The following is a 15,043-nucleotide window of genomic DNA, read 5'->3' as shown; positions in this document are numbered from 1 at the left end:
CATCGGTAGTGCCTGAACCATCCACCCCCGTGACCGGCACCGTCGTGATGCTCGGTGGCCGCAGCGAGCGAGAGTTCAGCGTCGTCAGGGAGCTCGGATACCGGGTCGTGCTCCTGGACGAACGGATTCCGTGGCACTGCATGCCCTGGGTCGACGCCCACGTGGACATCGGCCTGGACGACTGGGGCGCGGTGGCGGACGCGATCCGGGACGAGCTCGGGGGCGAGCGGCCCGCAGCGGTACTGACGCACACCGAACCGCGTCTGCCGCTGATGGCGCACCTCGGCAGCCTGCTGTCCCCCGGATCGCCGGGGCTGGACGCAGAAGCCGCGGCCAACTGCCGGGACAAGTGGCGCACGCGCACCGTGCTCGAAGCGGCCGGCCTGCCCGTACCACGCTTCGCGCTCGCCACGAACGAGGACGAGGCGGTGGCGGCGGCCTCGCGCATCGGCTACCCCGTGGTGGTCAAACCCCGCGACGGGGCCGGCGCCTTCGGTGTCCGGTGCTGCTTCGGGGAAGCCGAGGTGCGGGAGGCCTTCGGCGCGCTGGGCGGCTTCCTCCCCGACGGCCTGCCGGGGGCGCTGATCGAGGAGTACGTCGACGGCCCCGAGTTCGCCGTACAGACCCTCACCCGCGGCGGAACCACGCAGCTCCTCAGCGTCTTCCGGCAGCGTACGACCCCGCCGCCCGTCTTCGTGGAGCTGGGCTACGAGCACCCGTGCGGCCTCGCGGCGCCCCACCACGAGGAGCTGGAACAGCTCCTCCAGGGCACGCTCGACGCGCTTGGTCTACGGGACTGGATCAGCCATACGCAGGTACGGCTCGGCACCGACGGGTTCCGCGTGATCGAGGTCAACGCCCGCAGACCCGGCGGGCGCCTGGTGGAGATGACCACCGCCGTCAGCGGCATCGACATGGTGGAGGCGGTCACCCGCCAGGTGCTGGGCCTGGAGCAGGCCCAGCCCGGTCCGGCCGTGGCTTTCGCCCGCTACACGAGCATCGTCTTCGACGAGCCGGGAACGGTTCTCTACGACGAGTTCGTGGCGGACGGGGAAGGCCCCGGCAGACCCGTCGTCGAGCTGGAGATCGCACCCGGCGAGACCGTGCGGCCCAAGGAAGACCCTCAGGGCGGTGTCTACGGCCGCATCGTGGTGTACGGCGAGAGCGCCGAGGAACTCGACCGGGCGGAGCAGGACGTCCGCCGGGCTCTGGACCTCCAGGTGGTGTTCGGCGACGGCCTTGATCCGGCCCCGTCGGACAGCCGTGAATTCAAGTCGTGCTGCTGAGGTGCGTCCGATGACCCTCACCGACCCGGTCGGCCACATGACCGGACAGCACCGGATCGAGACCCTGTCCACGATCCACGACGCCGACGCCGACGCGTGGAACCGGGTCGTAGGCCTGGCAGCCGGAAGCGTCTTCCACACCTGGCAGTGGCTCGCCGCCTTCGAGGACGCTCCGCCCGGAGAGTTCGAGCCCCGCCATCTCGCCGCCTACCAGGGCGACGAGCTCGTCGGGGTCTGCCCCGCCTACGTGGTGCACGACTGCCCGCGCCTCTCCTACCTCGTCGAGCTGGGTGACTTCGCACCGACGGGTCCGATACTCCTGGCACACAGCCTTGCCGCCCTGGACGGCGGCCCGTTGGCCGCGCCCGGACACGACGGCGCGGTGGACGAGCTGCTGCACGCCCTGGGGGAGGCGGCGCGTTCCGCCGGAGCCAGGGTCTGGGGTGTTGCCAACGCGTCGGCGGACCGGCTCAGCGGACGGCTGATGCGGCAAGGCTTCGCCACAGCCCACATCACCACTTCCTACCGTTGTGCCACCGACGTGGAGACGGTCGAGCAATACTGGACCTTCGCCGAGGGGCACCGCCGCCGCAAGCTGGCCAGGGAACGCAGGCTCGCGGCGCGCGACCACACCGTACGTGACCGGCCCGCGGACATCGACACGACGATCCGTCTGATCCACTCCCTTCTGCGGGACCGCGACACCCCCACCGACGTCCTGCCCGCCGCGTTCCTCCGGGCCATGCAGGCCAGGCTGGCGCCGTTCGAGCGGTCCATCACGGCCGTCGACGGCGCCGGACACATCGTCGGCGTCTTCGCCGGCTGGCAGTTCGGCCCGGTCTGGTCGATGTGGCTGGCCGGTCTGGAGACCGCGCGCCTGCCGTCCTTCGTCCCGTACCGGGCGATGGCCGGCCGCATCGTCGAGAGCGCCGTCGCCACGGACGTCGCCACGGTCGACCTCGGCCGCTCCAACGGGATGGAGAAACGCAAACTCGGGGCCTACCCCGTATCGCTCCACCTGGCGCTGAACGCGGCCGACCGCGATGAGCAGGCCGCTCTGCACGCGTCCTGCCTGCGCCTGGAACAGCGTTGCCAGGGCCCCGAGGAGCAACTCGACATGACCAGGCGGTGCTGCTGATGAGCCCCGACATCCGTCCCGGTGTGGCCTGCCTCTCCGGGCGCCGCGTCGTGGACGTTCTCGACGCCCTCGACGTACACACCGTCCTGCTCGACGATCCCACGCCGCTGGAGCTGGCCTGCCGGGTCGACGTGCCTCTCGACATCGACCTGAGCGACTGGGCTGCGGTGGAGAGCGCGGTGAGCCGCATCCACGCCGTCCGGCCGCTCGAAGCGGTGTTCAGCGTGTACGACGCGCACGTGCCGCTGGCCGCCTACCTGGCCGCCCGGATCGAGGTACGCGGGCTCGACCTCTCAGCCGCCCTGGCCTGCCACGACAAGGCGCGCCTTCGGATGATGCTGGCCGCCGGCGGCGTACGGACGCCCGACTCCCTGGCGGTCGCCGATCCGGCCGACGCCCGGGCGTCGGCCCGGAGGCTGGGACTGCCCGTCGTGGTGCGGAAGTCGGTCGGCCGGGGTCGAAGGCTCTGCCGCGATCTGGACGAGGTGAAGCGGGCATCGGAGCTCCTCGGCCCCACCGCGCTCGTTGTGGAGAAGTTCACCGACGGGCCTGAGTACGCCGTGCAGAGCTTCACCGTCGACGGGGTCACCGAGATCGTGAGTGTGCTGGCCCAGCACACGGGCCCGGGCCCGGGGCGGTCCGAGACCGGTTATGACCACCCCAGCGGTCTCGACCCGGTCCGGGAGTCGGAACTGGAGGCGTTCTGCATCCGGGCCCTGGCCGTACTCAACTTCGACCACGGCGTTTCCCACGTCCAGGTGAGGCTGACGGACGACGGGCCCGTCCTCGTCGACGTCGCCGCCCGGCCGCCCGGGGGGCAGCTGTGCGCCGCCACCGAACGGATCAGCGGGATCGATCTCACACGCGCGGCCGCGGAGATCGCGCTGGGACGGCCCGTCACGCGCAGGCCGCCCACGGCGAGCCACGTGCTGTACCGATGTGTCGGCTTCGACAGCCCGGGCCGGATCGACTACGACGTCCGGGGCCTCGACTCCCCGGGCGTCTGGCTCGACGTCGAACCCGGCGACAGCGTCCGCGGTGTCGACGACCCCGAAGGCGGCAGCTGCGGCCGCATCGTGGTGTACGGCGACGAACCGGCGGAGCTGGATTCCACGTACCACTCCCTCTTCCACTCGCTCCGACTCCGCGTCGAGCCAGACATCCAGTAGGTGATGGACCCTTGTCCACGCGCATTCTCGTGCTCGGCGGTCGGCGTACCGTTCAGCAGCTCCAGGAAGAGAGCGACTACGACGTCGTGTTCGCGGAGGAGAACATGACGCTCGAACAGGTCATGCTCGCCGACTACCCCTTGGAGGTCGACTTCGGAGACTGGGCCTCGGTCTCGCGCCAGGTGGCCGAGGTCCACGCCCAGCAGCCGATCCACGCCGTCGTCACCGGGGTCGAGCGTCTCGTTCCGCTGGCCGGCCGGTTGCGGGAGGAGCTCAAGCTCGACCACGGCATCACCGAGCAGGCGGCCCGGGACTGCATCGACAAGGCGGCCACCCACCGCCTCCTCGAAGGGGCCGGAGTTCCGGTGCCGCGCATCCGGGTCGTGAGCGGAGCACAGGAGGGCGGCGAGGCCGCCGAAGCGCTTGGCCTGCCCGTCGTGGTCAAGCCGCGCGACGCGTCGAGCGCAGCCGGGCTGGCGTACTGCGACACCCGCGCCGAGGTCGAGCAGGCCATCGCCGGCATCCTGGCGGGTGGCCGGGACAGCGCTCTGGTCGAGGAGTACGTACAGGGGCCGGAGTTCGGTGTCTTCGCCGCCCGTACGGCCGGAGCGACCCGGGTCCTGTGGGTGGTCGAGGGCGACGTGGGGCCGCCGCCGACCTTCGTCAAGGTCGGCGGCTACTTCCCCGCCAGGCTCGACGAGGAGAACAGGCGGGAGCTCGACCGGCTGGCGGACCTCGCGCTGAGCGCGGTCGGACTGGACGACTGGGTCGCGGCGCTCCAGTTCACCCTCACGGCCGACGGCTGGCGCGCGGGGGAGATCAACCCCCGTGTTCCCGGCGGCCAGGCCGTCGAGATGATCAGATCCACCACCGGCTGGGAGCCGAGTCTCGTCGCTGCCGAAGCCGCTCTCGGCCGGCACGGGGAGCCCCGGGCCGCCGACGCCGCCTGCGGCCTGTACCGGAGCATCGTCTTCGAGGAGGCGGGGCGCATCGAGTACGACGCCTCTGCCCTCGGCTCGCTCGGCGGACTCGAGTCCCCACATCCGCCCTTCGTCGAGCTCGACGTCGCACCGGGCGAGTCGGTGCTGCCGGTCGGCCACCCGCGCGGCGGAGCCTTCGGCCGTATCGTGCTGGCCGGCGAGAGCCCCGAGCAGCTGGAGCGGGACCTCGCACGGGTCATGGAACAGCTGGCCGTCCGGCTGGCGGACGAGCAGGTCAACGAGGGTTCCGTAGACCGGGTGCACACCAGCTGCTGCTGACAACTCCCTTAGGGGTCAGACTACTTGACGCTCTTGAGGCTCCATGATTCGATACTTTTGAAAGTATCGAATCAGCGAGAACGAGAAGGGAGATGCCATGGCCGACGACATGATCGGTTCCGGTTGCTGTGAGACCAGCGGCAACGAGGACGTCGCGGAAGACGGCACCGAGTGCGGCTGCGCCTGCGCCTGCTGCGACTAGTCCAGCGGCATGACGGCGGGCCGCACTCTTCCGGGTGCGGCCCGCTCGGACCGACTGCCCGATCCAACTACCAAGAGGGGGCTCGACGTTGAACGACTCGCTACGCGCGCTGCGCTTCATCTATAGCTACCCGCTGCGCTACCGCCGCGAGATGACCATCGCCACCGTGGTCATGTTCCTCGGTCTCCTCGGCAACATCGCCGTGCCACTCCTGACGCGGTACGCCATCGACGTCGGGGTACTCGGCGGAGCGACAGAGACCCTGCTCTACACCTCCCTGGGCGTCCTGCTCGCCGGTGCGGCGACCACCGCCCTGCTGCACTTCGGCAAGCGCATCAGGTTCTCCGTGGCCAGCAAGGCCGTGAACGACCTGCGGGAGGATCTCTTCCGCAAGCTCATCCATCTCGGCCCCGCCGACATCGCCGAGGCGTCCGGCGGCCGCGCGCTCACCCGCCTGATATCCGATGCCGTTTCCGTCCGCGGTCTCACCAACGGTGGTCTGCTGGAACTGCTCAACCAGGTGCTGGTCACGCTCACCATGCTGGTCACGGCCATCGTCATCGACGCGCGCACCACGCTGCTGGCCGTCATCCCGATGGTCTTCGTCATCATCGGGAACTTCACCGTCCAGCTCCGCCTGCAGAAGGCGTTCACCGAACTCAAGAGCCAGTTCACCAAGCTCCTGAGCGGTGTGGGCGAATCCCTCGCCAACATCAACGTCGTCAAGTCCTACGGCCGCGAGTCGGACGCCTCAGGCCGCCTGGACAAGGTCAACCAGGCGCACGCGGCGCGTGACGGCCAGATGAAGCGCACGTACAGCCGGTGGGAGGCGATTCTCAACGTCATCGGTGGTCTGCCCACCCCGATCGCCCTGTGGGTCGGCGGGCAGGGAGTGCTCAACGGCACCAGCACGGTCGGCGATCTCGTCGCGGTCGTGGCCCTGGTGATGATGTTCCAGATGAGCATCCATATGCTCGCCATGCACACCAACGGGGCCTTCCGGAGCGTCGTGACCGCTCAGCGCCTCCTGCGCGTCATGGATGCCCCCTCCGTCATCGCCGGCCACGACGGCCGCACCGACGTCCCGGCCATCGGCACCGTCGACGTCCGAGGCATCGACGTCGACATCGCCGGTCGCCGCGTTCTGGGCAACGTCGACCTCCACGTGGAGCCGGGCGCCGTCATCGCCCTGACCGGTCCCACGGGAAGCGGCAAGTCCACGCTCCTGCACGTCCTGGCCCGGCTGCGTGACCCGGACGGCGGCACCGTCACGTACGACGGCGTCGACGCCCGCGCGTACGCTCCCGAAAGCCTGCGTCGGCACATCGTGTGCCTGCCGCAGCGGCAATGGGTCTTCGAGGGCACCCTCGCCGAGAACGTCCACTTCGTCCGGCCCGACGCCACGGACGAGCAGGTCGCGCAGGCGGTCACCGCTGCCGGCCTCTCGCACATCCCGCTGGACCGACGCTTCGGCGCCAGCACCCTGGACCTGTCGGCGGGGGAGCGTCAGCGCATAGGCCTCGCCCGGGCGCTGCTGGTCAACCCCGACATCCTGTTGCTCGACAATCCGACGGCGAACCTGGACGCGGAGACCGAGGCCGCACTGTTGCAGACCATCCTCAAGGTGCGCAACGGCCGCACCCTGATCATCGCCTCCCAGCAGCCCGCGGTCACCCGGTACGTCGACCGCACCGTCAGCCTGGCCCTCCCGGAAGTCCCGGCGCAGGCCGTGGCGTCGCTCGCCGGGGCGGCCACCCCAGAGGGAGGAAAGGTTTCATGACCGTCACCTCGCACGAGGTACCTCTGGAGGGCAAGGAAGCCCGGCAGGCCCTGCTGAAGGCGGCCCGCAGATTCCTGCCCTACCTGCGGCCCCACTGGTTCTGGCTCAGCGTCGCCACGCTGATGGCCATTTTGAACTCCATCGCCACGATCGCCGTCATGTACACGGTGATGGCCGGTATCGGACAGATCGTCATCGGTGACATGAGCGCCGTGCGGTCCACCGCCATCAACCTCGTCGTCCTGACGGTGGCGGAGAACATCATCCGGATCATCTACAACTCGGCGATGATCCGGATCAACGAGAGCCTGTCCGTCACCATCCGCAACGACCTGGTCGTGCGCCTGCACAACGTGCAGCTGTCCCGGCACGTCTCCCAGGCCAGTGGCGAATGGGTCACCCGCGTGCTCTTCGAGGCGAACCGGTTCCGCGGCTTCCTCACCAAGTCCCTGATGGAAGTGGCCAACAGCGTCATCTGGTTCCTCGCCTTCGCCGTCTTCCTCCTCGCCCTCAGCCCCCTCGTGGCGCTGCCCACCCTGGTCACCATCCCCCTGATGGTGTGGATCGCGGTGGTGTGGACCAAGCGGCTGCGTCCGGACACCCGGAAGCAGCGCGAGAGCTGGGACCAGATGGTGGGCTACCTCGACCAGCGCATCGAGGGCCTGGCCGACATCCGTTCCTTCGGCCAGGAGGAGGCCGTACTCGCCGACCTGCGAGCGCGGTCCGAGGAGTACAGCACGGTGCACAACCGGCTCTCGCGCAAACGCCTCTGGCTCACCTCCCACCTGGGGTTCAGCGTCTTCCTCGCCCTGGGCCTGCTGATCTTCTTCGGCGGCCTGCAGATCATCAACGGGCACCAGCTCGGCTCGGGCTTCTTCTTCGACATGGCCGCCGGCATGATGCCCATGACCTGGATGCTGATGGGCACGGACACGATGATGGCCTCCATGGGCATGGCGTCCGGCACAGCGCTGGCGGCCGGCACGCTCGCCGCCTTCGCCCTCTTCGTCAAGCGCATGCTCAACCCCGTACGCGACCTCGCCCACCAGCTCGGACAGTCGTCCGACATCGCCACCTCGGCACGACGCATCCTGGACGTCCTCGACCTGGAGGAGGAGCGGAGCGGCTCCGGCACCCTGCCACCCGTCGAAGGCGCCGTCGCCTTCGAGGACGTCACCTTCGCCTACGGCGACGGCCCCGACGTCCTCCACGGCATCACGCTCCGCGCGGAGCCCGGACAGCACATCGGCATCGTCGGCACGAGCGGCGCCGGCAAGAGCACGCTGATGCAACTGCTGGTCCGGCTGTACACACCTACCGGCGGCACGGTCAGCATCGACGGGCACGACCTGACGGGCATGAGCAGCGCGTCGGTCCGCTCGCAGGTGCTGCTCGTCACTCAGGAGGCACAGCTCTTCGACGGCACCGTCACCGAGAACATCCTCTTCGGGCGGCCCGGCGCCACCAAGGAGCAGGTGATCGACGCCGCGAAGACCCTCGGGGCGCACGAGGCCGTCATGGGCCTGCGCGACGGTTACGAGACCCGCGTCGGCGAGCGGGGCTCCCGCCTCTCCGTCGGTGAGCGGCAGCTGATCGCCCTGGCCCGGGCGATGCTCGCCGACCCCCGCGTCATCGTTCTGGACGAGGCGGTCTCCAGCGTCGATCCGGAACGTCAGCGACTCGTCCTCTCGGCGATACGCCGCCTCCTGGAGGGCCGCACGGCCGTCGTCGTCGCGCACTGGCTCCCCCTGGTGGAAGACCTCGACCAGGTCTTCGTCATCGAGGACGGACGGATCGTCGAATCCGGCCTGCCGGTGGAGCTGTTCACCGCGGGCGGGCGACTCACCGAACTGTGCGACGCCCAGGAGGGCCGCACCCACAGGAACACCCCCGGAAAGGACAACGCCCATGTCTGACACCAACCTCGGCAACATGTTCTGGAACGCCACCCAGCAGACCCCGACCGCGACCACCGAGGAGCCGAAGAAGGCTTCCTCGTGCTGCGGTCCGAAGCCGGCCGCCGAGGCCCCGGCCGAGCCGAAGAAGGCTTCGTGCTGCGGCCCCAAGCCGGCCGCCGACTCGTCCGCCGCACCGAAGAAGACGTCCTCCTGCTGCGGCCCCAAGCCCGCCGCCACGACGGAGACCGAGGGCGCCGCGGCCCCCAAGAAGTCGTCCTGCTGCGGCTGATCACCACCGTACCGAACATTCCGAGGAGGACACATGACCTGGCGCACGGCCCCCCACCAGCCTGACGGAGAGGCCACGACCACGGCGTACCCTGCCGGGCCCCGCACCACCCGGGGGGCTGCGCGCCGGGCTGCCACCGCGACCGTGTTCCTGCTCGCCGCGGTCCTGACCGGCTGCAGCGGCACCACGGACGCCGCCGGCGGATCCACCCCTGCCGGCGACCTGGACGACGACTGCCGGGCGACCAGGTCCGACGCGGGTCTGGAGGTCACGCTCACCGTGGCCCCCTGCCCGCCCACCGGTGGGGGAGCGGCCGGGACGGCCGGTATCGCGGTGAAGGACGCCGACGGCAAGGCGGTAGCGGGCGCCAAGGTCGCGATCAACCCCGAAATGCCCAACATGAAGATGAAGGGCGGGAACCAGACGGCACGCCCCGAGGGCGACGGCTATGAAGCCAAGCTGGTCCTGGGGATGGCGGGTGACTGGCGGATCACCGTCACCGTCACTCCCGCGTCGGGTGAAGCGTCCACCACCGCGTTCAACCTGACGGCGAAGGACTGAACCCGTGCTGAGCAGCCGCGCACGATCGCTGCCCGCGTCCAGCACCGCGGCCCTGGATGCCGAGATCAAGGCCCGCATCGCCGACGGCGCCGACATCATCAACCTCACCGGCGGCGAACTCGACTTCCCCACCCCGGAGCAGGCGGCCGAAGGCGCCCGGCGGGCCATCGCCGAAGGCCTGACCCGGTACACGCCGGTCGCCGGTGTCCGGCCTCTCAGGGAGGCCATAGCCCGGCGCCTCGCGGAGCACTGGGGCTGCTCGTACGACGCGGCGCAGATCGTCACGACGAACGGAGCCAAGCAGGCACTCGCCCAGGTCCTCACCGTCCTGTGCGAGCCCGGGGACGAGGTGATCCTCCCGGCCCCGTACTGGGTCAGTTTCCCCCATATGATCGCTCTCGCAGGTGCGTTGCCGGTGACGGTTCCCACCGCTGACACCGGCTTCAAGCTCACCCCCGAAGCGCTCCGGGCTCACCTGACTCCACGGTCCAGAGTTCTGCTGCTCAACAACCCGTCCAACCCCACGGGCGTGGTCTACGAACGCTCCGAACTCCTGGCCCTTGCCCAGGTGGCCGTGGAGCACGGGCTGATCATCGTGACCGACGAGATATACGGGGACCTGGTCCATGCCGGTGCGTCCTTCACCAGCGTCGCCTCGCTCGGCCCGGAGATCGCTGAACGGACCGTCACGATCGCCGGCTTCTCCAAGACGTACGCGATGACGGGCTGGCGCATCGGATTCGCGGCGGCACCCCTGCCCGTCGCCACCGCCCTCACGGCGGTGCAGGGCCACACCAGCTCCGCCCCCTCCTCGATCTCGCAGTACGCCGCGCTCGCCGCGTTGACCGAGGGCACCGAGACGGAACTGGCCCGAAGGGCGCAGGAGTTGAGCACCCGGCGCACGATCGTGCGCGACGGGATCCTCAACCTGCCGCCCATCCGGCTGACGGCGCCGCCGCAGGGCGGATTCTTCGTCTTCGCCGACATCAGCGCCCTCTGCGCACGGCCGGGCGACGACGCCGGCAGCGTCGCCCGAGACCTTCTGGAACACGCGGGCGTCGCGGTCATGCCCGGCAACGACTTCGCGGCCCCGGACCACGTCCGGTTGTCGTACGGGGTCGCCACCGAGGACGTCGTCCGCGCCCTCGACCGCATCGGTACCTATCTGAAGTCCACCGGAACGGGAGTACACCATGGATAAGGCCACCATCTTCGAAGTCCGCGGGATGACCTGCGGAGGATGCGCCAAGCGCATCCGTACGGCCATCGAGACCGACCTCGGTGAGGACACCACGGTGACGGTCGACCACAAGAGTGGCCGAGTGACCGTGACCTCCCCGCGCGACGTCGCCTCCGACGCCGTGCGGTCGGCCGTGGAGCGCACCGGATACGAGTTCGCGGGAACGGCGGCGTGAACCCCCCCATCCGGCTCACGCTCTACGCCGCCGTCCTCGTCGGATGTTTCGGCCTGGCCTGGCTGCTCGGCAGAGCGCTGCCCCCTCTCTAACCCGACAGCCCTACCGAAGGAGACCGCAGTCATGGCCGGCACTGCCACGACGGCACCAGCCGTAGTCACGCTCGATATCGGCGGCATGACCTGCGGGGCCTGCTCGGCCCGCATCGAACGCAAGCTCAACCGACTCGAAGGCGTGACGGCTGAGGTCAACTTCGCCCTGGAGCGCGCTCACGTCAGTTTCGACGACCGTCACACCGTCGACGAACTGATCGACACGGTCAGCAAGATGGGATACAGCGCTGCGCTGCCTCCGCCGCCCGAGGCCGCGACCCCGCCGGCGGGACCCGGCGAATCGGCGGACGACGCCGCTGACCGTGAACTGTCCGCCATGCGGCTGCGTATCCTCGTATGCCTCGCCCTCACTCTGCCGGTCATGGCGATGGCCATGGTCATGCCGCTGCAGTTCGACCACTGGCAGTGGCTGTCCCTCACTCTCGCGGCTCCCGTCGCCGTCTGGGGTGCATGGCCGTTCCACACCGCGGCCTGGAAGAACCTCCGTCAGGCCGCCGGGACCATGGATTCCCTGGTCTCCATCGGAGTCCTGGCTTCCTTCGGCTGGTCGCTGTACGCCCTCTTCTTCGGCTATGCCGGGGTGACCGGCATGCAGATGCCGTTCCTCATGGTCCCGACGCCGGGGCAGGGCTCGCACCACATCTACCTCGAAGTCTCCACCTCCTTGACCCTCTTCGTCCTGGTGGGCCGGTACGCGGAGCACCGGGCCAAACGGAGGGCGGGCAGTGCGGTGCGGGCGCTGCTCGAACTCGGCGCCAAGGAAGTCACCGTCCTGAGGGCCGGTCAGGAGGTCGGCATCCCCGTCGGCGAGCTGCGTGTCGGGGACCTCTTCGTGGTCCGCCCCGGCGAGAAGATCGCCACCGACGGCAGCGTCGTCGAAGGTGCCTCGGCCGTGGACGTCTCCATGCTGACCGGCGAGAGCGTGCCCCAGGAAGTGGCCGAGGGCGACGCCGTCACCGGAGCCACCGTCAACACCAGCGGGCGCCTCGTGATCCGCGCGGAACGCGTGGGGGCCGACACACAGCTCGCCCACATCAGCCGGCTGGTCTCCGAGGCGCAGGCGGGCAAGGCCCCCGTTCAGCGGCTTGCCGACCGGATCGCGGCCGTGTTCGTCCCCGTCGTCATCGGCATCGCCGTGGCGGTCGCCGGATTCTGGATCGGAAACGGCGGAGGCGCGGCCGCCGCGCTCACCGCCTCGGTCGCCGTGCTGGTGGTGGCCTGCCCCTGCTCCCTCGGGCTTGCGACCCCCACCGCCCTGCTCGTGGGTACCGGACGTGGCGCACAACTGGGCATCGTCATCCGGGGGCCGCACATCCTGGAATCGACCCGGCGTATCGACACCGTCGTCCTGGACAAGACCGGCACCGTGACGACGGGCCGGATGCGGCTCGTCGCGACGGAGTACGGGCAGGGAACCGACCGCGACGAACTGCTCACGCTCGCGGCCGCACTGGAGCAGGCTTCCGAACACCCCATCGCTACGGCGGTGACCGCCGCGGCCGCCGAGGTGGCGCCCGTGCTTCCCAAGGTCGACGAATTCCGCGCCAGTGCCGGCTTCGGCGTGGTGGGCCGCGTGGGGGAGCGCGAGGTGATGGTCGGCCGGCCGAGCTGGGTCGGCGAGCACATGGAGATGCCGGACGGCCTGCGAAGGAGTCTGGACGATCTGGAGAACAGCGGCCGGACAGCAGTGGCGGTCGGCTGGGACGAGGAGGTGCGCGGCCTGCTCTTCGTCGCCGACGAAGCCAAGCCCACCAGTCGTCCGGCGATCGACGAGATGCGCCGGCTCGGGCTGACGCCCGTACTCCTCACCGGTGACACCGCCGGGGCGGCCCGGCGCATCGCCGACGACATGGGCATCACCGACGTCCACGCCGAGGTGCTTCCCCAGGACAAGGCTGCTGTCGTCCGCCGCCTCCAGGAGGAAGGCCGCACTGTGGCCATGGTGGGCGACGGCATCAACGACGCCGCCGCCCTCGCGCAGGCGGACCTGGGCATCGCCATCGGAGGGGGAACCGACGCGGCCATCGAGGCGAGCGACATCACCCTGGTCCGCGGTGACCTGCGAGACGCCGCTGACGCCGTACGCCTGTCCCGGCGCACCCTCGGGACGATCAAGGGCAATCTGTTCTGGGCCTTCATATACAACCTGGCCGGCATTCCTCTCGCCGCGTCCGGCGTCCTCAACCCGATGATCGCCGCGGCTGCCATGGTGCTGTCCAGCATCTTCGTGGTGACGAACAGCCTGCGGCTGCGCCGCTTCAGGTCCTCCTCACGGACGGACGGCGGCCGCTCCAGGACGGGGACGGCTGCCGCGCCCGCCTCTCCCCGGGACCTCGCGGGCGTCTCGTGATCGTCCACTCCCTGGGGCTGCCCGTGGCCCTCGTCGATGTCGATCAGGCCATGAGCGGTGAGTGGCGTGACCACGAGCGTCAGGTGGACGTGGTCAGGGTGCAGGACCCGCCCCGTCACGCGTGGCCATGGCTGAGGGAGGCGGGATTCCACCCGAAGCCTCAGGTGATCATGTGGCGCGCCGAGGTACTGGAGTCGGAAGGCACCTACCTCGCGGCCCTCTCGGGAAAGGACCGCTACGACATCCGCTCCGCCTACAGGCGGGCGACCGAGGCGGGCCTCCTGATCCGCACCGAGAAGCTGACCCCCGAACTGCTCGATCAGTTCATCGAGCTGTACGAGCGGCAGGTCGCCGGCATGAGGCACGGGTGGGCGGTCGCCGTCCACCAGCGTGCGGACATCCTGGACGAGGCTGACACGTACTGTGCGGTCACGGTCCGCAGTGGAAGCACGCTGGTGGGAGCCTGCCTGGACCAGGACCTGCCGGATCGTCAGGAGATGCGTGCCCGCTTCTCGGCCGTGACACCGGGACAGCGGAGCGGCAGTCTCTCCCGGGTCCTCTACTGGGAGACGATGCGAGAGGCGCGGTTGAGGGGGAGGCGCTGGGCGACGCTCGGCCGGGACGTCAACCTCTATGGGCACCTGGGCAACGCGGGGCTGTTCAGCTTCAAGTCGAGGCTCGGCTTCACAGCGGTGCCCGGCCAGCTGGTGGAGCCCGGCACCGGATCTCACCAGGCCGACCGAGTGGTCGGTTTCGCCGCCCTGTCCGATCCCGCGCTGCTGCTCTCCTACGCGGCTGTGGACGGGGAGGAGGCGGCCGTGTCGGCGCCGCTGCTGGGCCATCTGTTCAGCGCGGGAGAGGTGGACCTCCGCCCCTTCCGAGGCGCGGGGCTGGCGGACCTGACCCTGCACAAGGTGTGCCCGTCCGGCTGAGCCGGAACGGCGATTCGCGGTGAGGGGCGCTCCCTCACCATGCGTACGGAGCGGGCCTCACGGACAGACAGGAGCAGGGGCCGGTCGGCCGTGAGGTCAGGCCCTTCCAGAGGCTGCGGAGAGGATGCGTTCCATCGCTGCGAGAGTCACCGGGTCGGCCCGGTAGTAGATCCATGTGCCGCGACGTTCGGAGGTCAGCAGCCCTGCCTCACGGAGCTTTCTGAGGTGATGGGAGACGGTCGGCTGGGAGACGCCGACATCGGATATGTCGCACACGCAGGCCTCGCCGTCCTTGTGCGACGCGATGGCTGACAGGAGGCGTAGGCGGACCGGGTCGCCGAGCGCCTTGAACATCTGAGCGGCCACCTCGGCCTCTTCGCTGTTGAGCGGACGCTCGGAGAGGGGCGGGCAGCACGGCTCCGCCCCATGGCCGTCGACGAGCAGGGCCGTTGACAGTGCTCTCATCCTGGTCATAGCTCTATGTTGACATATTTCGAATCAGCCCGGCAGAGGGAGGCGATGGTGGAGTCGTCTTCGAGTGCGATGGGCCCGGCGGACCGCGAACTCGGTCCCCCGTGTGGCGCCGCACCCTGATACGACGAAGGGCCGCTCCGCACCCCGTTCCCGGGTATGCGGAGCGGCCCTGACCGT

Annotated in this window: 13 protein-coding genes; 12 read left to right on the top strand and 1 reads right to left on the bottom strand. The window is 69.8% G+C overall.

The genetic code is table 11. The features are described 5' to 3' along the window. The first annotated feature begins 29 nt into the window (after positions 1–29). The 12 genes from AMK21_RS23065 to AMK21_RS23010 all read left to right on the top strand — a co-directional run bounded on the left by AMK21_RS23065 (position 30) and on the right by AMK21_RS23010 (position 14,392). Positions 30–1,286, top strand: a complete 1,257-nt coding sequence (locus AMK21_RS23065) for an ATP-grasp domain-containing protein (protein ID WP_234422015.1) — start codon at positions 30–32, stop codon at positions 1,284–1,286. A gap of 10 nt (positions 1,287–1,296) precedes the next feature. Next, positions 1,297–2,424: a GNAT family N-acetyltransferase gene (locus tag AMK21_RS23060; protein ID WP_073880926.1), complete on the top strand. Its 1,128-nt coding sequence runs from the start codon at positions 1,297–1,299 to the stop codon at positions 2,422–2,424. Then, on the top strand, positions 2,424–3,593 hold the full coding sequence (locus tag AMK21_RS23055; RefSeq protein WP_234422014.1) for an ATP-grasp domain-containing protein: 1,170 nt from the start codon (positions 2,424–2,426) through the stop codon (positions 3,591–3,593). Before AMK21_RS23060 ends, AMK21_RS23055 begins: the two co-directional genes overlap by 1 nt. Before the next feature lie 11 nt (positions 3,594–3,604). Next, positions 3,605–4,852 (top strand): ATP-grasp domain-containing protein, encoded by a 1,248-nt coding sequence (locus AMK21_RS23050; RefSeq protein ID WP_073880922.1) that lies wholly within the window; start codon positions 3,605–3,607, stop codon positions 4,850–4,852. A 290-nt stretch (positions 4,853–5,142) separates the two neighbouring features. Then, positions 5,143–6,834, top strand: a complete 1,692-nt coding sequence (locus AMK21_RS23045) for an ABC transporter ATP-binding protein (RefSeq protein WP_073880920.1) — start codon at positions 5,143–5,145, stop codon at positions 6,832–6,834. Then, positions 6,831–8,750, top strand: a complete 1,920-nt coding sequence (locus AMK21_RS23040; protein ID WP_073880918.1) for an ABC transporter ATP-binding protein — start codon at positions 6,831–6,833, stop codon at positions 8,748–8,750. The genes AMK21_RS23045 and AMK21_RS23040 overlap by 4 nt, the downstream gene beginning before the upstream one ends. Further along, positions 8,743–9,021: a hypothetical protein gene (locus tag AMK21_RS23035; RefSeq protein WP_073880916.1), complete on the top strand. Its 279-nt coding sequence runs from the start codon at positions 8,743–8,745 to the stop codon at positions 9,019–9,021. The genes AMK21_RS23040 and AMK21_RS23035 overlap by 8 nt, the downstream gene beginning before the upstream one ends. Positions 9,022–9,054: 33 nt before the next feature. Beyond that, positions 9,055–9,582 (top strand): FixH family protein, encoded by a 528-nt coding sequence (locus tag AMK21_RS23030; protein ID WP_073880914.1) that lies wholly within the window; start codon positions 9,055–9,057, stop codon positions 9,580–9,582. 4 nt (positions 9,583–9,586) lie between these two features. Beyond that, the gene (locus tag AMK21_RS23025) at positions 9,587–10,783 is read left to right on the top strand and encodes a pyridoxal phosphate-dependent aminotransferase (protein ID WP_073880912.1); all 1,197 of its coding nucleotides are present in this window, start codon (positions 9,587–9,589) and stop codon (positions 10,781–10,783) included. Further along, positions 10,776–10,997, top strand: a complete 222-nt coding sequence (locus AMK21_RS23020; RefSeq protein ID WP_073880910.1) for a heavy-metal-associated domain-containing protein — start codon at positions 10,776–10,778, stop codon at positions 10,995–10,997. Before AMK21_RS23025 ends, AMK21_RS23020 begins: the two co-directional genes overlap by 8 nt. Positions 10,998–11,120: 123 nt before the next feature. Next, entirely contained in the window at positions 11,121–13,460 is a 2,340-nt protein-coding gene (locus tag AMK21_RS23015; protein ID WP_073880908.1) for a heavy metal translocating P-type ATPase, read from the top strand. Continuing rightward, the gene (locus AMK21_RS23010) at positions 13,457–14,392 is read left to right on the top strand and encodes a GNAT family N-acetyltransferase (protein WP_073880906.1); all 936 of its coding nucleotides are present in this window, start codon (positions 13,457–13,459) and stop codon (positions 14,390–14,392) included. Before AMK21_RS23015 ends, AMK21_RS23010 begins: the two co-directional genes overlap by 4 nt. Before the next feature lie 96 nt (positions 14,393–14,488). Here AMK21_RS23010 and AMK21_RS23005 read toward each other — a convergent pair whose 3' ends face one another. Beyond that, entirely contained in the window at positions 14,489–14,866 is a 378-nt protein-coding gene (locus AMK21_RS23005) for an ArsR/SmtB family transcription factor (protein ID WP_073880904.1), read from the bottom strand. Positions 14,867–15,043: the final 177 nt, after the last annotated feature.

It is taken from the genome of Streptomyces sp. CB00316 (assembly GCF_001905595.1).
Taxonomy (GTDB): domain Bacteria; phylum Actinomycetota; class Actinomycetes; order Streptomycetales; family Streptomycetaceae; genus Streptomyces.
This window is presented reverse-complemented; position numbering and strand designations above follow the sequence as displayed.